Consider the following 24,152-nt stretch of genomic DNA (forward strand, 5'->3'; position numbering starts at 1 on the left):
GTAATTACAAGTAACAATATGGCATCAAACAAGAAATACTGGAAGAGTGTTGAGGAGCTAAACGAAAATAGCTCTATTGTTGAGACCTTGCAACAAAACGAATTTGTGGAGTCAATTCCAACAGATGAGTTTTTGGGAGATAAAGAAACCCTTGAGGCTTCTTCAACTACGCGTCGTGATTTCTTAAAATACGTTGGATTTACAACAGCTGCTGCTTCATTAGCGGCTTGTGAGGGTCCCGTAATTAAATCTATTCCTTACGTTGTTGCTCCAGACGAGATTGTTCCTGGGGTGGCTAATTTTTACGCTTCTACCATTGCAGATGGTTTCGATTTCGCTAATGTATTAGTAAAAACTCGTGAAGGTCGTCCAATCAAAATTGAGCGTAACGACTTATCTACAAGTGGTGGAGATGTGAATGCACGTGTGCATGCATCTGTATTGACACTTTATGATAACAACAGATTAACAGCACCTCTTGTTGATGGCGCTGAAGTTTCTTGGGCTGAGTTTGATACGAAAGTGGCTCAGAAAATGAATGAGATGACAGGGAAAGATGTTGTGTTGCTTACACAAACATTTGCGAGTCCATCTACTTCAAAATTAATTAAAGAATTTACAGCTAAGTATCCTAATGTGCGTCACGTAGTGTACGATACAGTTTCTTCTTCGGAAGCATTGGATGCTTTTCAAAATAAATACGGAACTCGTGCATTAGCTGATTACGATTTTTCTAAAGCAGAAGTTATTGTTTCAGTAGGAGCAGATTTCTTAGGAGATTGGCAAGGTGGAGGTTTTGATTCTGGATACGCGAAAAGTCGTATTCCGAATAATGGAAAAATGTCTCGCCATATTCAATTTGAAGCAAATATGAGTCTTTCAGGTGCAAACGCAGATAAGCGTGTTCCTGTAAAACCATCAGAGCAATTAAAAGTTTTAAAAGCATTAACGGGGAATGGAAGTGTTTCAGATTTATCTGAAGCAATTCAAACAGCTGTTGCTAATGCAAAGACGCAATTAAAGAGAGCGGGAAATAAAGGAGTTGTTATTACAGGACTTCCTGATGTAGCTGCACAAACAATGGCGCTAGAGTGTAACGAAGGAAGTGTCGTGATGGATACTGATAAACCTCGTATGATGCGTCAAGGAAATGCAGCTGAAGTACTTCGTGTAATGAACGGTGTTATTTCTGGTGCTGTGAAAGGAATGATTACAGTAGGAGTTGATCCTGTGTACTCTTTTCCAAATAGTGCTGCTTTTACCGAAGCGTATAAAAAACTAGAAATGTCCTTAGCTTTTTCTATGAAGTTAAGTGCAACTGCTGAAGTTTCACAATTAGTTGCTGCAACACCTCATTATTTAGAGTCTTGGGGAGACGCACAATTGAAGAAAGGAAACTTTAGTTTAATGCAGCCAACCATTCGTCCATTATTTAATACAAGACAATTTCAAGATTGTTTGTTGCAATGGACAGGTAATTCGACAAAATATTACGATTATATAAAAGATACTTGGGCTTCAGTTTTAGGCGGAAGCTCTTGGAACAATGCTTTGGAAGCTGGTGTTTTTGCTAGTACTTCGGAAGTAGAAATGGAAGTGGCTCCTTCAACTGAAGGTCACGAAGAAATGGAAAGCAGTACCGGTCACGGAGCACTTTCCGCAGCACTTCAAAATGGTGGGTTAGAGCTTACGCTTTATACCAAAACCGCAATGGGTGATGGACAACAAGCAAACAATCCTTGGTTGCAAGAGATGCCTGATCCAATATCTAGAGCATCTTGGGATAACTATATTACTGTTTCTAAAGCCGATGCGGAAGCAATGGGATTAGAAAACTCACATGTTGCAAATGGTGGACTTAACGGTAGCTATGTAAATGTGAAAATGGGCGATGTAGTTGTAGAAAAAGTTCCTGTTTTAATTCAGCCAGGACAAGCAAAAGGATCTGTAGGTTTGGCTTTAGGATACGGTAAAACTGCTGCGATTCAAGAAGAAATGCAAACAGGAGTAAATGCTTATGCACTTTACAATAACTTTTCTGAGGTACAAAATGTTACTTTAGAGAAAGTTGCAGGAGAGCACGAATTTGCTTGTGTTCAATTGCACAATACAATGATGGGAAGAGATATCATTCGTGAAACTTCCCTTGAAATATTCAATACAAAAGATGCTTCTGTATGGAACCCAATGCCGATGGTTTCAAAAGATCATCAAGAAATTCCAGTAACATCTCCGGATGCTGATTTATGGGAATCTTTTGATCGTTCTGTAGGGCATCACTTTAACCTTTCTATTGACTTAAATGCTTGTACGGGATGTGGAGCTTGTGTAATCGCTTGTCACGCAGAAAATAATGTACCTGTTGTTGGAAAAGATGAAATACGTAAGAGTAGAGATATGCACTGGTTGCGTATTGATAGATACTATTCAAGTGTAGAATCTTTTGAAGGTGATGTAGAGAAAAAAGAAAATATTTCTGGTTTAGGAAGTTCATTGTCAGATTTTACTGCAATGGAGCATCCTTCAGACAATCCTCAAGTGGCTTTCCAGCCAGTTATGTGTCAGCACTGTAATCACGCTCCTTGTGAGACTGTGTGTCCAGTAGCTGCAACATCTCACGGACGTCAAGGTCAAAACCATATGGCGTATAACCGTTGTGTAGGAACAAGATACTGTGCAAACAACTGTCCTTATAAAGTGCGTCGTTTCAACTGGTTCTTGTATAATGAGAATGACGAGTTTGATTACCATATGAATAATGACTTAGGAAGAATGGTGCTTAACCCAGATGTGGTGGTACGTTCTCGTGGGGTTATGGAAAAATGTTCTATGTGTATTCAAAAAACACAATTATCAATATTGAAGGCAAAACGTGATGGAAGACCTGTAAAAGACAGTGAATTCCAAACAGCTTGTTCTTCAGCTTGTGGAACTGGTGCGATGGTTTTTGGTGATATCAATGATCATTCAAGCGAAGTATTTGAAGAGAAAAAGAATAATAGAATGTATCACTTGTTAGAATCTGTTGGGACTGAACCTAACGTATTCTATCATACGAAAGTGAGAAATTCAAACGAAGTTTAAATCAACTAAGAAATAGTATATAAATATGGCGTCGCATTACGAAGCACCTATTAGAAAACCCTTAGTTATAGGAGATAAAAGTTACCACGATGTTACTGTCGATGTAGCTGCTCCTGTTGAAGGCAAAGCAAATAAATCTTGGTGGATTGTTTTCACCATTGCCTTAGTAGCCTTTTTGTGGGGTATTGGTTGTATTATTTACACCATTACTACAGGAATTGGAGTTTGGGGTCTAAACAAAACTGTGGGCTGGGCCTGGGATATTACCAACTTCGTTTGGTGGGTAGGTATTGGTCACGCAGGAACACTGATTTCAGCAGTATTATTGCTCTTCCGTCAAAAATGGAGGATGGCAATTAACCGTTCTGCGGAAGCAATGACCATTTTCTCGGTTGTTCAGGCAGGATTGTTTCCAATTATCCACATGGGTCGCCCTTGGTTAGGATACTGGGTGTTACCAATTCCAAACCAATTTGGTTCGTTATGGGTAAACTTTAACTCGCCATTACTTTGGGATGTATTTGCAATTTCAACATACTTATCGGTATCGTTGGTATTCTGGTGGACAGGTTTACTTCCGGATTTTGCAATGATTCGTGATCGTGCAGTAACGCCATTTACAAAAAGAATTTATAGTATTCTATCTTTTGGATGGAGTGGACGTGCTAAAGATTGGCAGCGTTTTGAAGAAGTATCATTAGTGTTGGCAGGTTTAGCGACACCACTTGTACTTTCTGTGCATACGATTGTATCTTTTGATTTTGCTACTTCGGTAATTCCAGGATGGCATACCACGATTTTCCCTCCTTACTTTGTTGCAGGAGCGATTTTCTCTGGGTTTGCAATGGTAAACACCTTATTGATTATAATGCGTAAGGTTTCTAATCTAGAAGACTATATTACAATACAACATATCGAGTTAATGAATATTGTAATCATGCTTACGGGGTCTATTGTAGGTGTGGCGTATATTACAGAGCTGTTCATTGCTTGGTACTCTGGTGTAGAGTACGAACAATACGCTTTCTTAAACAGAGCAACAGGACCTTATTGGTGGGCATATTGGGCAATGATGTCTTGTAACGTATTTTCACCTCAATTCATGTGGTTTAAGAAATTACGTACAAGTATTATGTTCTCTTTCTTTATTTCGATTGTAGTAAACATAGGAATGTGGTTTGAGCGTTTTGTAATTATTGTAACATCATTACACAGAGATTACCTTCCGTCATCTTGGACAATGTTCCAACCTACATTTATTGATATAGGGATCTTTATTGGAACGATTGGTTTCTTCTTTGTGTTATTCTTATTATATTCTAGAACATTCCCAGTAATTGCGCAAGCAGAGGTGAAATCTATCTTAAAAGGTTCTGGAGATAAATATAAAAAACTAAGAGCTGAATTTGGTGACGATGTAAAGCATTATGACGAAGTTGTTACTTCACCTAAGGCTGCAGTTGTAACGAATACAGTTTCCGAAGATACTTCTGAAAAAACAGCTAATTTATTAAGTAAGCTTGGTGCTTTCGATCCTGAAACACAAACGCAAGATGATCTTAAATTAATTAGTGGTGTAGGTCCAAAAATGGAAGAAAAACTACACCAATTAGGAATCTTCACTTTTGAACAAGTGAGTAGAATGACAGATACTGAATACGATTTATTGGACAGCATTGTTGGCGAATTCCCTGGAAGAGCGAAACGTGACGATTGGGCTGCTCAAGCATCTAAACTTAAAAACAAATCCTAGATATGGCATCTAAAGTGATTCACGCTATTTATAACGACGACGACATCTTAATGAATGCTGTTAAGAAGGTTAGAGCCGAACGTTATCATATTGAGGAAGTATATACTCCTTTTCCAGTCCATGGGCTAGACAAGGTAATGGGGCTAGCGCCTACACGTATTGCGATTACTTCTTTCTTATATGGTTTGGTTGGTTTGTCTGTTGCAACCTTAATGATGAATTTCATTATGATTGAAGATTGGCCTCAAAATATTGGAGGAAAGCCTAGTTTTAGCTACATAGCTAACATGCCTTCTTTCGTTCCAATTATGTTCGAACTTACAGTATTTTTTGCTGCCCATTTAATGGTTATTACTTTTTATATGAGAAGTAAATTATGGCCTTTCAAAAAAGCTGAAAATCCTGATCCAAGAACAACAGACGATCATTTTTTAATGGCAATAGATGCTGGACATCATGATGTTGAAAAACTTTCTAAGTTTTTACATACTACAGGAGCTATAGAAATTAGTTTAATTGATAATGACGAAGACCACTAATATGAGAAAAATTGTAACTATAGGGATTACCATTATAGCTTCTTTTAGCTTGGTTTCTTGTTTTAACAATGACAAGCCGAATTACCAATTCATGCCTAACATGTATGAGCCTGTAGGATATGAAACCTATGGCGATTATGAGGTGTTTCCAAACCAACAAGAGGCAATGTTGCCTGTTGAAGGATCAATTCCAAGAGGATGGAGCCCTTATGAATATGGTGATACAACAGAAGAGTTAAACCGTGCTAAAGAAGAATTGAAAAGCCCTATTCCTGTAACTGTTGAAAATTTAACACAAGGAGCTCATTTATTTTCAATTTATTGTGCAGTTTGTCATGGAGATAAAGGTGACGGACAAGGAATTCTTGTAAAAAGAGAAAAGTTTCTTGGAATACCAAGTTACGCCGATGCAGGAAGAACAATTACTGAAGGTGGTGTGTATCACGTTCAAATGTATGGTTTGAATACAATGGGGTCTTATGCGTCTCAAACGAACGAGTTAGAACGTTGGCAAATTACACAGCACGTAATGAACTTAAAAGCAGCATTAAAAGGAGAACCTTTATTGGTTCCTGGAGCTGAAGAAAAAGTACCTGTTGAAAATATTACTTCTGAAACTGTTACTCAGTTAGAAGGACATTAATTATAGAATAATAGAGAATAGCTAAAGATATGTATACGCTACCTAGTAAATTAAAACTGTTTGCAATTGTTTTTATGGTAATTGGTGCCATAGGAATTGTTTCGGGTTTTTTAACCGCTCCAAAAACCACTGCGGAAGTAAAAGAAATGATGGCTGCTCATGGAGATGGTCATGGATCTGATGCTTCGCATGAAGCACCACATCATGAAACTGCAACAACGCATGAAGCTGCTCCTTCGGAAGGACATCAAGATGCGCACAGTAGTGAAGAAGCTCACTTAGAGCATACTTTACATCAAATGCAAAACAGACCATGGTCTGCATTGTATATTGCATGTTTCTTCTTTTTTATGATCGCATTAGGTGCTTTGGCTTTTTATGCAATTCAATTTGCAGCACAAGCTGGATGGTCTCAAGTATTATTTAGAGTAATGGAAGGTATTACAGCCTACTTGGTACCAGGAGGTATTATAATGTTTGTATTATTAGCGCTTTCAGGATTTCATATCAACCACCTATTCGTGTGGGCAGACCCTGAAGTAGTTGCTCACGATAAGTTATTACAAGGAAAAGCAAGCTGGTTAAACGGTACATGGTTTTTAGTGAGAGCAGCAATCTTTTTAGGGGGATGGATGTTATATCGTCATTTTGCAGTGAAATTTTCACGTAATAGTGATGATGAAACAGACAACAGATGGTTCAAGAAAAGTTTTAAAATATCAGCAGGTTTCTTAGTATTCTTTATTTACACAGAATCTATGATGTCTTGGGATTGGATTATGAGTTTTGATCCACACTGGTTTAGTACCTTATTTGGATGGTATGTATTAGCAGGAATGATGGTTTGTGCGATTACTACAATAGCATTAATTACAATCTTCTTGAAATCTAAAGGATATTTAGAAGTTGTGAACGATAGTCATATTCACGATTTAGCTAAGTTCATGTTTGGATTTAGTATATTCTGGACCTATCTATGGTTTTCACAATTCATGCTAATCTGGTATGCAAATATTCCAGAAGAGGTTACTTACTTTATTACGCGTATTGAGCAATATAAACTACCTTTCTTCGGAATGTTAGCAATGAACTTCTTATTCCCGGTACTATTGCTTATGAATAGTGATTACAAACGTGTTAATTGGTTCGTAGTATTAACAGGAATAGTGATTCTTGCAGGACACTATGTAGATATATTTGTGATGGTAATGCCTGCAACGGTTGGATCATCTTGGTATATCGGAATACCAGAAATAAGCTCAATTTTCTTTTTCTTTGGTTTGTTTATTTATGTAGTGTTTACAGCACTTACAAAAGCACCAATTGTGATGAAAAACAATCCATTCCTTAAGGAAAGTAAGCAATACCATTATTAATAATTATACAGAAGACAGATAACGATGACCGCATTTTTAGTTGTATTAGTAATCATTCTATTTGGAGTTGCAGTTTGGCAAATGAATAAGATATTTCAAATGTCTAAATCAAAAGCAAACGACACTTCCGAAATAGCTTCAGATAAGGACAATAACATTCATGGATATTTGATGTTAGCCTTTGTTTTTGTTACCTATTTTATTCTAATCTTTAGTTTTTGGGAATGGGGCGATGTGTTGCTTCCTGAAGCTGCATCTGAGCATGGAGCAGGGATAGATAACCTTATGCTTATCTCTATGATTCTTATCTTTTTCGTAGGATTTGTTACGTTATGGATGTTGAGTTATTTCTCTTTCAAATACAGAGGGAAAAAAGAAAACAAAGCATTATTTTATGCAGATAACGATAAACTTGAATTTATCTGGACTATTATTCCAGTAATTGTTTTAGCAGGTCTTATTATTTATGGTTTGTTTACTTGGACAGATATTATGAACGTTACCGATGAGGACGATCCGATGGTAATAGAGTTGTATGCGTACCAGTTTGATTGGAGAGCTCGCTATAGTGGAGAAGATAATACATTAGGAGATGCCAATGTTCGTTTGATTGAAGGTGTTAACCAATTAGGTGTAGATGCTTCAGATCCAAATGCACAAGATGATATTATTGTAAATGAACTACACTTACCGGTAGGAAGAAAAGTAATTTTCAAAATGCGTTCACAAGATGTATTGCACTCAGCATATATGCCTCACTTTAGAGCGCAAATGAACTGTGTTCCAGGTATGATTACTCAATTCTCATTTACACCCTCTATTACGACAGACGATATGCGTCTTAACGAAGATGTTGTAGGGAAAGTAAACCGTATAAATCAAATTAGAAGAGAAAATAGTATCGATTTAGTTGCTAAAGGTGAAGAAGCTTTAGAGCCATATGAGTTTGACTACTTACTTCTTTGTAATAAGATTTGTGGAACCAACCACTATAATATGCAAATGAAGATTGTAGTAGATACACAAGAAGATTATGAGGCTTGGATCGCTACACAACCAACCTTTTCAGAAGTTATTAAAAAATAAAAATATTAGTTAAAAAGATATGTCAGCACACGCACACGACCACGCAGAAGATCACGATGATCACGGACATCATCATAAAGAGACGTTTATAACTAAATATATCTTTAGCACAGATCATAAAATGATCTCTAAACAATACCTTATTACAGGGTTGTTTATGGGGATGATCGGTATTGCAATGTCTATTCTTTTTAGAATGCAATTAGCTTGGCCTGATCACCAATTTACTATTTACGAAATATTTTTAGGTAAATGGGCTGAAGGTGGTGTAATGGATCCTAGTGTTTACCTTGCATTAGTTACAATACACGGAACTATAATGGTGTTTTTTGTGCTTACTGCTGGTTTAAGTGGTACGTTTAGTAACCTCTTAATTCCGCTGCAAATTGGAGCCCGAGATATGGCTTCTGGATTCTTAAACATGGTGTCTTACTGGCTATTCTTTATTTCAAGTGTAGTAATGGTAATGTCATTATTTGTTGAAGCAGGACCTGCATCTGCTGGATGGACAATTTATCCTCCATTAAGTGCCTTGCCACAAGCAATTCCAGGTTCAGGGACAGGGATGACTTTATGGTTAGTTTCTCTAGCTATATTCATTGCTTCTTCTTTAATGGGATCTCTTAACTATATTGTTACTGTAATAAACTTGCGTACCAAAGGAATGTCTATGACGCGTTTGCCACTTACAATTTGGGCATTCTTCGTTACAGCTATTATTGGTGTGGTTTCTTTCCCTGTATTATTATCAGCTTCATTAATGTTGATTATGGACAGAAGTTTTGGAACTTCATTTTTCCTTTCAGATATTTATATTGCAGGTGAAGTATTACACAATCAAGGAGGATCTCCTGTATTGTTCGAACACCTTTTCTGGTTCCTTGGGCATCCAGAAGTATATATTGTAATCTTACCAGCCATGGGACTTGTGTCAGAGATTATGGCAACCAATGCTAGAAAACCTATTTTTGGATATCGAGCAATGGTAGCTTCAATTTTGGCAATTGCATTCCTTTCAACAATTGTTTGGGGTCACCATATGTTTATCTCAGGAATGAATCCATTCCTAGGGTCAGTATTTACATTTACAACCTTATTAATTGCAATTCCTTCCGCAGTAAAATCTTTTAACTGGATTACAACACTCTGGAAAGGGAATCTCCAATTCAATACGGCCATGTTATTCTCTATTGGGTTTGTTTCTACATTCATCACAGGAGGTTTAACAGGTATTATTTTAGGAGATAGTGCATTAGATATTAACGTTCACGATACGTATTTTGTAGTAGCTCACTTCCACTTGGTAATGGGAATATCTGCACTGTATGGTCTTTTTGCAGGGGTGTACCACTGGTTCCCTAAAATGTTTGAAGGACGTATGCTGAATAAAAAATTAGGATATATCCACTTTTGGGTAACCGTAGTTGGAGCATATGGAGTATTCTTCCCAATGCACTTTGTGGGAATGGCAGGATTGCCAAGACGTTATTACACCAATACAAACTTCCCGTATTTTGATGATTTAGCAGATATTAATGTTGTTATGACTGTATTTGCAATTATTACTGCAGCGGTTCAGTTGGTGTTTTTATACAACTTTATCCACTCAATGTTCCACGGAAAAGTTGGACCTAAAAATCCTTGGAAATCAACAACGTTAGAATGGACTGCAGATGTAAAGCATATTCACGGAAACTGGTCGGGTGCAATTCCTGAAGTTCACCGTTGGTCTTACGACTACAGTAAAATGAATAAAGACGAAACAGATTATGTTATCGCTGGACAAGATTATATTCCACAACATATTCCACTTCAAGATAACGAAGAAGAAATGCATCATTAAGATGTATTAAAAAACATTAAAAACCCTTCAGCTTTGTTTTGCTGAAGGGTTTTTTTATGCTTCAACCTTTCGACATTCTAATAACATTATATAGAGACACTTTGTATATTTGTATTTATGAACCAAAATCTTGATCCCTCAGGGGAGGATCTTTCTCCTCAAGAAGTTGAATTAGAAAAAAAATTACGTCCCTTATCTTTTGAAGATTTTACGGGGCAAGATCAAGCATTAGAAAATCTTCAAATATTTGTTCAAGCTGCAAATCTTAGGGACGAAGCGCTCGATCATACGTTGTTCCATGGGCCTCCAGGGCTCGGAAAAACGACCTTGGCGCATATATTAGCGAACGAATTAGAAGTTGGGATTAAAGTGACCTCTGGACCCGTTTTGGATAAACCAGGAGATTTGGCAGGATTACTTACCAATCTTGACGAACGGGATGTTCTCTTTATAGACGAAATTCACAGATTAAGCCCTATTGTAGAGGAGTATTTGTACTCTGCAATGGAAGATTATAAAATTGATATTATGATTGAGTCAGGACCCAATGCGCGTTCTGTTCAGATTCATTTGGCGCCTTTTACTTTGGTAGGAGCCACGACACGGTCTGGGTTGCTAACTGCGCCTATGCGTGCTCGTTTTGGAATATCATCCAGATTGCAATATTATACCACTGAATTACTAACTACCATTGTACAGCGAAGCGCCACAATTTTGGATGTGCCTATTTCGATGGAAGCAGCAATTGAAATTGCAGGACGTAGCCGTGGAACACCTCGTATTGCAAATGCATTGCTGCGTAGAGTTCGAGATTTTGCACAAATTAAAGGAGATGGTAACATCGATATTGCCATTGCGAAATTTGCATTGAAAGCATTAAATGTGGATGCCTACGGATTGGACGAAATGGACAATAAGATTTTAACTACCATCATCGAAAAATTTAAAGGAGGCCCTGTTGGTTTAACGACAATTGCAACGGCTGTTTCTGAAAGCGCCGAAACCATTGAAGAAGTGTACGAACCTTTTTTAATTCAACAAGGGTTTATCATGCGCACACCTCGCGGTCGTGAGGTAACGGAAGCTGCGTATAAACATCTAGGAAAGTTGAAGGGTCCTACGCAAGGCGGTTTGTTTTAGATGACCGCTTCTAAAAAATACAGCTACCCGAAAACACTTCCTCTGTTGAAGTTTTTTTGGTATGCGGAAGCGATTCGTAAAAATCCAATTCCGTATCACAATGCTTTTTTTGAAACATACGGCGATACTTTTTCAGTGCGGTTGGGGAAAAACAAGTATTTATTACTTTCTCGAGATAAGGATTTTGCGCAATACATACTTCAGAAAAATCAGAAGAACTATAATAAGTCTAAGATTCAGACCCAATTTTTGTCAAAATATTTGGGTAATGGTTTGCTTACAGCAAATGGTGCGTATTGGCTAAAACAACGACGGTTGATTCAGCCCGCGTTTCATAAAGAGAAAATGGAACAATTGGTGGCATTAATGAATACAACGATTGTTTCTGAATTAGATTCGTTAGCTTCAGATGCACCCTTAGATGTTTTTTCAAAAATGAATCAGTTAGCTTTCAATGTGGTTGCTACTTCTTTATTCCATGTGTCTCCTTCCGATACTTCTTCCGAAGAAAAACAAGAGCGGGAACTTCAATTAAACCGACTTCAAACCATTATTCAGAAAGTACAAGAATTTTTGGTGAAAGAAGTGCGATTACCTCATAAAGGGTGGTGGTTTAGACTGAGTGGCCAAGTGGATGCACACAAAAAACTTTCCGAAGAAAGCAGAACTATTTTAGGGAATTTTATTGAGGAAAGAAGAAATGACACAGTCGAACACGGAGATTTACTTGACTTACTATTGGCGACGCGATACGAAGACACGGGCGAGCCGATGAGTACCAAGCAGCTTATTGATGAGATTACAATTTTGTTTGTGGCTGGGCATGAAACTACTGCCAACGCGCTTACGTTTACCACCTTCTTGCTAGCAAAACATCCTGAAATATGCCAAAAAGTATTTGAAGAGGTGTGTCGTGTAGAAAGCCAAACAACCAATGTAGTGGAGCGTTTAAAACTGTTGGAATATACACGCGCATGTATCGATGAGGCAATGCGTTTGTACCCACCTGCATGGATTACCGATCGAGAAAATATTGAAGACGATACAATTACAAACTTTCATATTAAAAAAGACACTCTTGTGGGTGTTTCCTTTTACGAAATACATCGAAATCCGAAGTACTGGGACCAACCCGACGTTTTTGATCCGACGCGTTTTTTAGGAGACAACAAAAAGAAAACTGCGGGATGTTACTTCCCGTTTGGGGCAGGGCCTCGAATGTGTATTGGAATGGGATTTGCGATTTACGAAATGCTTTTGGCAACATCTTATTTGGTTAAAAAATATACGCTTTCTACCGCACAAGATTCTATTACCTTACATCCCTTAATTACGCTAAAGCCTGTGGATGTTAAGGTTATTTTTTCTGAAAGAAACGATATTTCGTAGCTACTTTAGAAGTAAATGAACGAAATTTGGTTTTGTATCTTTAAGAAAAGCACTCTTAATTCATGAATGAAGCCCAACATACACGACTTATAAAAGAAGAAGCAAAACGCTTAGGCTTCTTATCGTGTGGTGTGAGTAAAGCTGAATTTTTAGAAGAGGAAGCACCGCGATTAGAGCGTTGGCTGAAGCAAAATAGAAACGGGGAAATGGGATATATGGAAAACCATTTCGATAAACGTTTGGATCCTACGTTACTGGTGCCCGATTCTAAAAGTGTGATTTCTTTGTTGCTTAACTATTATCCTTCCGAAGTACAAAGCGATGATACCTATCATATTTCAAAATACGCTTACGGAACTGATTACCATTTTGTGATAAAAGACAAATTGAAACACTTACTCGCTTTTATTCAGGAGGAGATTGGCGAGGTTCACGGACGTGCATTTGTAGATTCTGCACCTGTTTTAGACAAGGTTTGGGCCGCTAAAAGTGGTTTGGGTTGGATTGGAAAGCATAGTAATGTATTGACAAAGCAAGTGGGATCTTTCTATTTTATTGCTGAATTGATTGTCGATTTAAAGCTAGCGTACGATTCGCCAGTTACCGATCATTGTGGATCGTGTACCGCCTGTATAGATGCGTGTCCAACACAGGCTATTGTTGAGCCGTATGTAGTGGATGGAAGCAAATGTATTTCTTATTTTACGATTGAACTGAAAAATGAGATTCCGTCAAATGTTCGGGGTCAATTTGACGACTGGATCTTTGGATGTGACGTATGCCAGGATGTGTGTCCGTGGAACCGTTTTAGTAAATCGCACAATGAGCCGTTGTTTAATCCGAATCCTGAGCTGTTGTCCATGACGAAGAAAGATTGGGAAGAGATCACCGAAAGTGTGTTTCAAACGGTATTTAAGAACAGTGCTGTAAAACGAACTAAGTTTTCAGGCTTGCAGCGAAACATAAACTTCGTAAAAGATTAACTAGGAAAATTTCTTCATTTAGGCTATCCTTATACCTTTGTATCTTAATTTTTTTTCTATGAGTAAACAAAGTAAACGTCGCGAAGCCCTTTTGTATCATGCCAAGCCAAAACCTGGTAAAATACAAGTAGTTCCTACTAAAAATTATTCATCTCAAAGAGATCTTTCGTTGGCCTATTCGCCAGGTGTAGCAGAGCCTTGTTTAGAAATAGCGAAGGATGTAAAAAACGTTTATAAATATACAGCTAAAGGAAATTTAGTAGCGGTTATTACAAATGGTACTGCTGTTTTAGGATTGGGGAATATTGGTCCTGAAGCCTCAAAACCTGTAATGGAAGGAAAAGGGTTGTTGTTTAAAATTTTTGCAGACATCGATGTTTTTGATATTGAAATTAATACAGAAGATGTAGATGCTTTTATTGAAACAGTAAAAAATATAGCTCCCACTTTTGGTGGAATAAACCTAGAAGATATTAAGGCTCCTGAAGCTTTTGAAATTGAACGCCGTTTAAAAGCAGAGTTAGATATTCCGGTAATGCACGACGATCAGCATGGAACTGCGATTATATCTGCCGCAGCATTATTAAATGCGTTAGAGTTGGTGGATAAGAAAATTGAAGATGTTTTAATCGTTATAAATGGTGCTGGAGCAGCTGCAATTTCATGTACCCGCTTGTATAAAGCTTTTGGTGCTAAGAGGGAAAACATCGTTATGGTAGATAGTAAAGGTGTTATTCGAGATGATAGAGAAGAGCTTTCAGAAGAAAAAAGTGAATTTGCAACACACAGAAGAATAGATTCGTTGGAAGATGCCATGAAAGATGCAGATGTATTTGTCGGTCTTTCCATTGCAGATATTGTAACTCCAGAGATGTTGTTGAGTATGGCTAAAAATCCAATTGTATTTGCAATGGCAAATCCAAATCCTGAGATTGAATACGACTTAGCGGTAAAAACACGTAAGGATATTATTATGGCAACAGGCCGTAGTGATCATCCTAATCAAGTAAATAATGTACTCGGATTCCCATTTATTTTTAGAGGGGCCTTAGATGTGCGTGCTACAAAAATTAATGAAGCCATGAAAATGGCAGCGGTAAAGGCTTTGGCTGAACTGGCAAAAGAAGCCGTTCCAGAACAGGTGAATATTGCGTATGGAGAAACAAAATTAATTTTTGGAAAAGAATATATCATTCCGAAACCCTTCGACCCTCGATTAATAGCAGTAGTGCCCCCAGCAGTTGCAAGAGCAGCTATGGAAAGTGGTGTTGCGACCGAGCCTATAAAAGATTGGGGCAAGTATGTAGATGAGCTGAATGAGCGAATGGGCAGTGACAACAAAATTGTTCGTTTGTTGTTAAACCGAGCAAAAACAAATCCGAAGCGAATTGTTTTTGCAGAAGCAGATCATATCGATGTGTTGAAAGCAGCACAGATTGTTTTTGAAGATGGTATTGGAATTCCTGTGTTATTAGGAAGAAAAGAAATTATTCTTGAACTCATGGGGCAAATAGATTTTGAAGAAGATCTAGAGATTATCGACCCAAAAAGCGACGATCAAACAGAAAAATTAAACAGATACGCCGAAACGTTTTGGAAAAGTAGAAGACGAAGCGGAATCACCCTTTATGCAGCTCAAAAATTAATGCGCGAACGTAATTATTTCGCTGCAATGATGTTACGTGAAGGAGATGTTGATTGTATGATTTCGGGGTATTCTAGATCGTATCCTACGGTTGTTCGTCCGGTGTTGGAAACAATTGGGAAGTTTGAAGGGGTAAATAAAGTAGCTACCACAAACTTGATGTTGACCAAAAGAGGGCCTTTGTTTATTTCAGATACGTCTATCAACATTGATCCATCGGCAAAAGAATTGGCGAAGATTGCTCAAATGACCAACTATACCATGAAAATGTTTGGGTTAGATCCTGTGATTGCGATGATTTCGTATGCTAATTTTGGATCTTCTAAAGATCCTCACGCTACTAAAGTGCAGGAAGCGGTTGAGTTGTTACATAAAAGCAATCCAGATATGATTGTTGACGGTGAGCTTCAGACAGATTTTGCATTAAACCCTGAAATGCTTCAGAAAACATTTCCATTTTCAAAACTAGCGGGTAAAAAAGTGAATGCACTAGTGTTTCCAAATTTAGATTCAGCAAATAGTAATTACAAGCTATTAAAAGAGCTTAATAATGTAGAATCGATTGGACCCATTATGTTGGGAATGAGAAAACCAGTTCATATTCTACAATTAGGTGCAAGTGTGGAAGAAATTGTAAATATGGCAGCGGTTGCAGTGGTAGACGCTCAGCAAAAAGAAAAACGTAGAAGAGATCATTAAAAGGCTGGTAAAACCTAAAGATTTTAATATTTTCAAGGCTGGTAGCTATAAATAATTATGCTATATTTGAGCCATTAACATTTTTATAACATATGATTACCCATATACAGGGCAGACTGGTTGAAAAAAATCCGACAGATGTAGTGATAGACTGTAATGGCGTAGGTTATTTCATCAATATTTCATTACATACTTTTTCGCAATTACCTGCCTCTGAAAATGTAAAATTATACACACATTTGCAAGTTCGAGAAGATGCACATATTTTATATGGCTTTTCTGGAGTGGCAGAACGTGAAATATTTAGATTGTTACTCTCAGTTTCTGGAGTTGGAGCGAGCACTGCACGAACAATGCTTTCGTCTTTATCTCCAGATCAAGTTATTGAAGCAATTGCTTCGGAAGATGTAGCGGTTATTCAATCTGTTAAAGGAATTGGAACAAAAACAGCACAACGAGTGTTGTTAGATTTGAAAGATAAGATATTGAAAGTATATGGCTTGTCTGGGATTTCTTCTGTTTCGAGCAATACGAACAAAAATGAAGCGTTATCTGCTTTGGAGACATTAGGTTTTGTTCGGAAGCAAGCTGAAAAGGTTTGCGATAAAATTGTGAAGGAAGATCCACAGGCATCGGTTGAGACGATTATAAAACAAGCTTTAAAAAATTTGTAAAAATTGGGCGCAAAAAATTACGATTACAACAATAGTTATTATAAGCTATTACTGGTTTTAAGTATAGTATTTGGAAGTTATTCGGTAGGTTTTTCACAAGACACTACTGCCACAGGCTCGTCTATGGGCCGGATGGACTTGCCAAATCCTACAAGTATTCAAGATTTATACTCTTACGACCCTATCACTGATAGATACATCTATACAAAAACTTTAGGAAACTTTAATATTACATATCCTGTAATATTAACTCCTGAAGAGTATAAAGATTTACTTCTGAAAGAGCAAATGAAAGCGTATTTCAAGGAAAAAATTGATGCTGCCGATGGAAGAAAAGAAGGAGCTGAAGAGCTTCAAAAGAATTTACTTCCAACATTCTATGTAAATTCAGGTTTTTTTGAATCTGTTTTCGGCGGAAACACCATCGAAGTAATTCCGCAAGGTAGTGTAGAAATGGATTTAGGACTGTTGTTCACTAAACAAGACAACCCAGCCTTTTCACCACGAAATAGAAGTAATTTATCTTTCGATTTTGACCAACGTATTAGTTTAAGTTTATTAGGGAAAGTAGGAGAACGTCTTCAAGTGACGGCAAACTACGACACCCAATCTACGTTCGATTTTCAAAACCAAATAAAACTAGAATTTACACCAACCGAAGACGATATTATTCGAAAAATTGAGGTAGGTAATGTAAGCATGCCACTTAATAGTACTTTAATTCAAGGGGCGCAAAGTTTATTTGGAGTAAAAACAGAGCTTCAGTTTGGTAAAACAACCATTACAGGGGTGTTTTCTGAACAAAAATCAGAATCGAGAACAGTGGTTGCTGAAGGAGGATCTACTGTCACAGACTTTGAAGTTTTCGCATTGGATTATGACGAAAACAGACACTTTTTCTTAGCACATTACTTTAGAGATAATTACGATAGAGTATTAAAACAATATCCTTTTATTAACTCGAACGTGCAAATTACACGTGCAGAAGTATGGGTAACGAATAGAAGTAATCGCACCGAAAATGTAAGGAATATTGTAGCGATTCAAGATATTGGAGAGTCTGATCCTACAAAAATTGGATTGGCATTGCCTCCGGGAGGTTTTATTAATAGTCCGAGAAATTCATATCCAGACAACAGTAATAACGACTTTAATCCTTTTGGCTTAAATGGCGGGGGAGAACAAACTATTTTAAATTCTTTAATTCGTGATGTTGCAACCGTAGATTCTGGATTTACAGGTGTACAGGTAAGTGATGGTAAAGATTATGTGACGTTAGAAAATGCTAGAAAGCTTCAGTCAAACGAATACCAATTAAATTCACAGTTAGGGTATATTTCCTTAAACCAACGATTAACGAATGATGAAGTATTAGGGGTTTCCTTTCAGTTTACAGTAAATGGAAAGGTATATCAAGTGGGTGAATTTTCAAACGACGGGGTTGAGGCAAATGGAGGAACACTTCCAGGAGATGATCCAACAGGAGATCCAATTGAAGGGATTTCACAAAACTTAATCGTAAAATTATTAAAGAGTAATATTACCAATGTAAACCAGCCAGTTTGGGATATTATGATGAAAAACATCTATCCTTTAGGTGCATTTCAGTTAGAGAAAGAAGATTTCAGATTAAACATTCTTTATACAGACCCTTCGCCATTAAATTATATTACGCCAGTTTCAGGAACGTTTCCAGAGCCGAATTCAAGTGATATAGATCCTGTAGATATTAATGATGCTACTTTATTACGTGTTTTTAATTTTGACCGATTAAATTTCAACAATGATCCACAACCTGGAGGAGATGGATTCTTCGATTTCATGGAAGGAATTACTGTTGATACTCAAAACGGGCGAATTATCTTTACTTCCGTAGAACCTTTTGGAGAATACTTATTTAACAAGTTAGATAATACGCCTAACGATAATGTGGAGATGTATTCTAATCCGGCAACTTATAACGCCAATCAGAGTCGCTACGTATTTGATAAACTATACTCTTCAACAAAAACACAAGCGGAACAAGAGCAAAGTGATAAAAATAAGTTTCAATTAAAAGGAACCTATAAATCTACGGGAGCTGACGGAATTGCTATTGGAGCGTTTAACATTCCGCAAGGATCAGTAACCGTTACTGCTGGAGGAAGAGAATTAGTTGAAGGTGTAGATTATACCGTGAATTACCAATTAGGAAGAGTTCAAATTTTGGATCCTTCGTTGCTTAATTCAAGTACGCCAATTCAGATTCAAACTGAAAATAATACATTGTTCGGCCAACAAACAAAACGTTTTACAGGATTAAATGTAGAGCATCAGTTTAGTGATAAGTTCTTAATTGGAGGTACCTATTTAAACTTAAATGAACGTCCGTTAACTCAGAAGTCTACTTACAATTCGGAGCCAATTAACAATACTATCTTCGGAATAAATGCAAACTATTCAACAGAGGTTCCGTTCTTAACGCGATTGGCAAATAAGCTACCTAATATTGATACCGATGTAGAATCTAATGTTTCTATACGAGGAGAGTTTGCTTATTTAATGCCAGGAGCGCCTAAAGTGTCCGACTTTGACGGAAAGACAACAGTTTATGTAGATGATTTTGAATCTTCACAAACAGAATTGGATGTAAGTTCTCCAACGACGTGGTTTTTATCAAGTACCCCAGTTAGTTTTGGTGGTGATCTTGCAAACGGAAACTTATCGTATAACTACAAACGTGCAAAGTTAAACTGGTACACTATTGATCCCATTTTCTATAGCAGTCAACGTCCTGACGGAATTAACGATGAAGACTTGTCGTCACCATTTACACGTCGTGTTTTTAGAGATGAAATTTTTCCAGAACAAGACATTATTCAAGGACAAACACAGGCTTTATTTACTTTAGATCTTTCGTATTATCCAGATGAAAGAGGGGAATATAACTTTAACCCTGCAGCTGCCGGAGGAAATACGTTGCCAAATCCAGAAGATAATTTTGGTGGAATTACACGACCGTTAACGACTACCGATTTTGAGCGTTCTAATGTTGAATACCTTCAGTTTTGGGTAATGGATCCTTTTATCTATCCTGAAAATGCAGGAAATCCAGGAGGGGTGTTAAGTTTCAACTTGGGTAATATTTCTGAAGATGTATTAAAAGACGGTAGAAAACAGTATGAAAACGGACTTCCGGAAGATGGAAGTACTACAAATACGTTGCCATCGGCTTGGGGTAGAGTGCCTGCAAATCAATCATTAGTATATACTTTCGATACAGAAGGGCAAGAGCGAATTAATCAAGATGTTGGGTACGATGGAGAAGGTGATGCTGATGAAGCTTCAGATCCAGACCCTTCTATAAATGCAATAGTATCGGCATTCCAAGGGCTTCCAGATCCAGCAAATGATAATTATGAATATTTTCTTCAAGCTGAAGGAGGCATTTTAAATCGTTATAAAAAATATAACGGAACGCAAGGAAACTCGCCTGTAGAAGTTACCAATACCAATAGAGGGTCTACTACACAACCAGATGTAGAGGATATTAACCGTGACAATAGTATGAATACGGTGAATAGTTACTACGAGTATAATATTCCAATTAGACCGGGAATGGATGCTACTACGAACGACTATATTACCGATGTGAAATTGGTACAAGGCATTGAGTTGCCAAATAATGAAGTGATTGATGCACGTTGGGTACAGTTTAAAATACCTTTAAGTGAACCAGACCAAGCTGTAAATGGTATTTCAGATTTTAGATCAATTCGTTTTATGCGAATGTTCATGTCGCAATTTTCACAACCTACCGTAATCCGTTTTGGTACGTTAGAATTAGTTCGTGGTGATTACAGAAGGTTTACACAAGCGTTAGATGGAGGAAACGATCCAGCAAACGAAGACACTGTTTTTGAAGTAGAAGCAGTTAGTATTGAAGAAAACAGTTCAAGTTATGTAATTCCGCCAGGTGTAGAGAGAGAAGAATTAAACAATAACAACAATATTATTCGTCAAAATGAGCAATCATTAGCGCTTCGCGTTTGTGGATTAGAGCAAGATGACAGTAGAGCCGTGTATAAAAACTTTAGTGTGGATATGCGTCAATATGAAAATCTTGAAATGTTTATTCATGCCGAGTCTTTAGAAACACAGCCTGATATAAGTGACGGCGACATGGTAGCTTTTATTCGCTTAGGAAATGATTTAACGCAAAACTTCTATGAAATAGAAATTCCGTTAAATGTGACTACTGGAACTACATTAGATCCAGAAGCTGTTTGGCCTATTGAAAACAGAATTAATTTACCACTTCAATTGCTTCAAGAGATAAAATCGAGAGTGTTAAACAACGAGAACATACCAACTGCCGATATAAATGGTATCGTCTTTTTTGAACAAGCAGAACTGGATGAGTCTTCAGCTAGTGGTCAAGAAAATGACATGCGAATTGGTATTAAAGGGAATCCTAGCTTCGGAAACGTACGTACGATAATGTTAGGTCTTAAAAATGCAACATCGAGTGATATTTGTGGAGAAGCTTGGTTTAATGAGTTGCGTCTTTCAGAATTGAAAAATCAAGGAGGTTGGGCAGCTGTTGCAAGTGTAGATGCAAACGTAGCAGATTTTGCAACAATTAGCGCTTCAGGTAGAAGAAGCACCATTGGTTTCGGATCTATAGAACAAGGGCCCAACGAACGTAGTAGAGAAGATTTACAAGGATACGATTTGGTAACCAATTTTAATTTAGGACAAATGCTTCCGAAGAAATGGGGAATTCAATTACCTTTTAACTACGGAAGATCTGAAGAGTTAATAACACCGCAATACGATCCATTGTTACAAGATGTTGAGTTACAAACGAGCTTGGATAACGCGGAAGATTCAGAAACAGAAGAAGAAATTAAAAATAGATCGGTAGATTACACGAAGAGACAAAGCATCAACTTTATTGGAGTTCGAAAAGAACGAACTGGTGACGCAAAACCTAAAATTTACGATGTAGAAAACTTTACATTCTCTTATTCATACAATCAAATAGACCACCACGATTTCGAAATTGAAGATGCCCTTGACCAAAATGTGCGTGTTGGAGGTACTTATAACTATAATTTTGTACAAAAACCTGTAGAGCCTTTCAAAAAGAATGATTCTATTTTTACCGGTAAATATTGGCAATTTTTAAAGGATGTTAACTTTAATTATTTACCAACCAATATTACGGTGAGCTCTAATATTATTAGACAATACAACGAGCAAAAATTTAGAGAATTAGATTTAGAAGAAGGGAATATTGGATTGCCTACATTATATCAACGTAATTTCTTGTACGATTGGCAGTATGCAATTAATTATAACCTAACAAAATCGTTGCGTTTCAACTTTACGTCTTCTAATAATATGGTAGTAAAAAACTACTTGGATGAAGGTGGAATTCCAGATCCTGAAGTAGGTATTTGGAGTGGTTTCTTTGATGTTGGAGAGCCTAATCAGCATTTCCAATCTCTTCAATTAAATTACGACTTACCGTTTAGTAAGATCCCTTTCTTGAAGTTTATTAGAGCAACGTATGGGTATACTGGAGATTTCCAATGGCAAAAAAGCAGTGAATTGTTTACCGATTTGCCAATTACATTAAGCGATGGAACTTCTCAGACCTATAATTTAGGAAACTCAATACAAAATGCGAGTACGCACCGTATTAACTCTAGTTTGGATATGAATAATTTCTACAAGTACATCGGACTTGTTAAGAAAACTAAGAATACGAAGAACGCAAGAGCTAATTCTAGAGCACGTGGATCAAATGATAAAACTGGAGGAAAAAGCGATCCAAAGGGAGATAGAGAAGGTAAATTATTATCTAACAATGAGATTGGCGCGAACAATGCTTTAGATAGAGGCGCAAGCGGAACGCCTTCAACATCTTTGTCTGGTGGTGATAAAGCTGTTAATACTTTAATAGGATTGGTTACCTCAATACGAAAAATTCAATTAAACTATCAAGAGAATAATGGTATTTACTTACCGGGATATACACCTTCAATTGGGTTTATAGGAACCTTAAAGCCCACTACTGGATTTACGTTTGGGAGTCAGTCGGAAATTCGTGATTTAGCTGCTCGTAAAGGATGGTTAACATTGTATCCAGAATTCAATGAGCAATACACAGAAGTTGAAAGTAAGCAATTGGATATTCAGGCGAATATGGAATTACTTCCAGACTTAAAAATTGACTTGAATGCGAGCCGTGTTTTTTCTGAAAACTATGCTGAAAATTATATCGTAGAAAATGATCAATATCGTTCGTTAACGCCTAATACCTTCGGAAACTTCAATATTTCGACCATGTTGATTAAAACAGCATTTGGTTCTAGTAATGATGTAACTTCGGCAGCTTTTGAAGACTTTAGAACCAATCGTCTGGTAATAGCAGATAGATTAGCAACAGAGTATTACGGAAGCGCCTCTTTTGATAGAGATGAAGATGGGTATCCAGTTGGATTTGGTAAAGAAAGTCAAGACGTATTGTTGCCAGCATTCTTATCTGCTTATAAAGGAAGTAATGCTTCTAAAGAAAAAACAGGAATCTTTAGAGACGTTCCGTTGCCAAACTGGGATATGAAGTATACTGGTTTAATGCGAATTAAATGGTTTAAGAAGCTGTTTAAGCGTTTCTCTTTACAACATGGATATCGTGCAGGATATACTGTGAATCAGTTCCAGTCTAACTTAGATTACGACCCTAATACCCCTGAAGCAACCGATCAAGCAGGAAACTATAAGAGTAAAACATTTTTAACCAATGTGAATCTTACAGAGCAATTTTCTCCTTTAATTCGAATAGACTTTGAAATGAAGAATTCGATGAAAATTCTTGCTGAGTATAGAAAAGATAGAGCTCTTTCTTTAAGTTTCGCCAATAATCTATTGACAGAGATAAAAGGAGACGAAATTATATTAGGATTTGGATACAGGGTTAAAGACCTTCGAATCGCCACTAGTTTTGGTGGTAAGAAAACAATTATGAAAAGTGACCTTAACTTTAAGTTAGATTTATCTCGTAGAGAAAATAGAACAATTGTGAGGTATTTAGATATTAACAACAATCAAACAACAGCTGGGCAAACTATTTACGGCTTACAATTTACAACTGATTATGCCTTAAGTAAAAACCTTACTGCTTTATTCTATTACGACCATTCGTTCTCAGAATATGCAATTTCAACAGCCTTCCCGCAAACCACGATTAGAGGTGGTTTCACACTACGATATAACTTTGGAAACTAAAAAATACTTACTTTAATTACCCT

Annotated in this window: 13 protein-coding genes; all 13 read left to right on the forward strand. The window is 37.1% G+C overall.

The window, feature by feature from the left end; translation table 11 throughout:
* Positions 1-18 precede the first annotated feature (18 nt).
* The gene (locus BLQ00_RS05815; protein WP_093141718.1) at positions 19-3,084 is read left to right on the forward strand and encodes a TAT-variant-translocated molybdopterin oxidoreductase; all 3,066 of its coding nucleotides are present in this window, start codon (positions 19-21) and stop codon (positions 3,082-3,084) included.
* Positions 3,085-3,109: 25 nt separating this feature from the next.
* Complete coding sequence (gene nrfD / locus BLQ00_RS05820) at positions 3,110-4,837, forward strand: NrfD/PsrC family molybdoenzyme membrane anchor subunit (RefSeq protein WP_093141721.1); 1,728 nt, start codon at positions 3,110-3,112, stop codon at positions 4,835-4,837.
* A gap of 2 nt (positions 4,838-4,839) precedes the next feature.
* Positions 4,840-5,376: a DUF3341 domain-containing protein gene (locus BLQ00_RS05825; protein ID WP_093141724.1), complete on the forward strand. Its 537-nt coding sequence runs from the start codon at positions 4,840-4,842 to the stop codon at positions 5,374-5,376.
* 1 nt (position 5,377) lies between these two features.
* Positions 5,378-6,019, forward strand: coding sequence for a c-type cytochrome (locus BLQ00_RS05830; RefSeq protein ID WP_175445417.1), 642 nt, complete (start codon positions 5,378-5,380; stop codon positions 6,017-6,019).
* 29 nt (positions 6,020-6,048) lie between these two features.
* On the forward strand, positions 6,049-7,395 hold the full coding sequence (locus tag BLQ00_RS05835; protein ID WP_093141730.1) for a quinol:cytochrome C oxidoreductase: 1,347 nt from the start codon (positions 6,049-6,051) through the stop codon (positions 7,393-7,395).
* Between the two features lie 24 nt (positions 7,396-7,419).
* Complete coding sequence (locus BLQ00_RS05840) at positions 7,420-8,481, forward strand: cytochrome c oxidase subunit II (protein WP_093141733.1); 1,062 nt, start codon at positions 7,420-7,422, stop codon at positions 8,479-8,481.
* A 19-nt stretch (positions 8,482-8,500) separates the two neighbouring features.
* On the forward strand, positions 8,501-10,324 hold the full coding sequence (locus BLQ00_RS05845; RefSeq protein ID WP_093141736.1) for a cytochrome c oxidase subunit I: 1,824 nt from the start codon (positions 8,501-8,503) through the stop codon (positions 10,322-10,324).
* 117 nt (positions 10,325-10,441) lie between these two features.
* Complete coding sequence (ruvB, locus tag BLQ00_RS05850; protein ID WP_093141739.1) at positions 10,442-11,464, forward strand: Holliday junction branch migration DNA helicase RuvB; 1,023 nt, start codon at positions 10,442-10,444, stop codon at positions 11,462-11,464.
* Positions 11,465-11,509: 45 nt separating this feature from the next.
* Entirely contained in the window at positions 11,510-12,853 is a 1,344-nt protein-coding gene (locus BLQ00_RS05855; RefSeq protein WP_229792570.1) for a cytochrome P450, read from the forward strand.
* A 62-nt stretch (positions 12,854-12,915) separates the two neighbouring features.
* A complete protein-coding gene (queG, locus tag BLQ00_RS05860; protein ID WP_093141745.1) occupies positions 12,916-13,836 on the forward strand; it encodes a tRNA epoxyqueuosine(34) reductase QueG in 921 nt (306 codons plus the stop codon).
* Between the two features lie 58 nt (positions 13,837-13,894).
* The gene (locus tag BLQ00_RS05865) at positions 13,895-16,180 is read left to right on the forward strand and encodes an NADP-dependent malic enzyme (RefSeq protein ID WP_093141748.1); all 2,286 of its coding nucleotides are present in this window, start codon (positions 13,895-13,897) and stop codon (positions 16,178-16,180) included.
* A 92-nt stretch (positions 16,181-16,272) separates the two neighbouring features.
* Complete coding sequence (ruvA, locus tag BLQ00_RS05870; protein WP_093141751.1) at positions 16,273-16,854, forward strand: Holliday junction branch migration protein RuvA; 582 nt, start codon at positions 16,273-16,275, stop codon at positions 16,852-16,854.
* Between the two features lie 3 nt (positions 16,855-16,857).
* Entirely contained in the window at positions 16,858-24,129 is a 7,272-nt protein-coding gene (sov, locus tag BLQ00_RS05875; protein ID WP_373287739.1) for a T9SS outer membrane translocon Sov/SprA, read from the forward strand.
* Positions 24,130-24,152 lie beyond the last annotated feature (23 nt).

Origin of the sequence: Ulvibacter litoralis, assembly GCF_900102055.1 — a bacterium.
Taxonomy (GTDB): Bacteria; Bacteroidota; Bacteroidia; order Flavobacteriales; family Flavobacteriaceae; genus Ulvibacter; species Ulvibacter litoralis.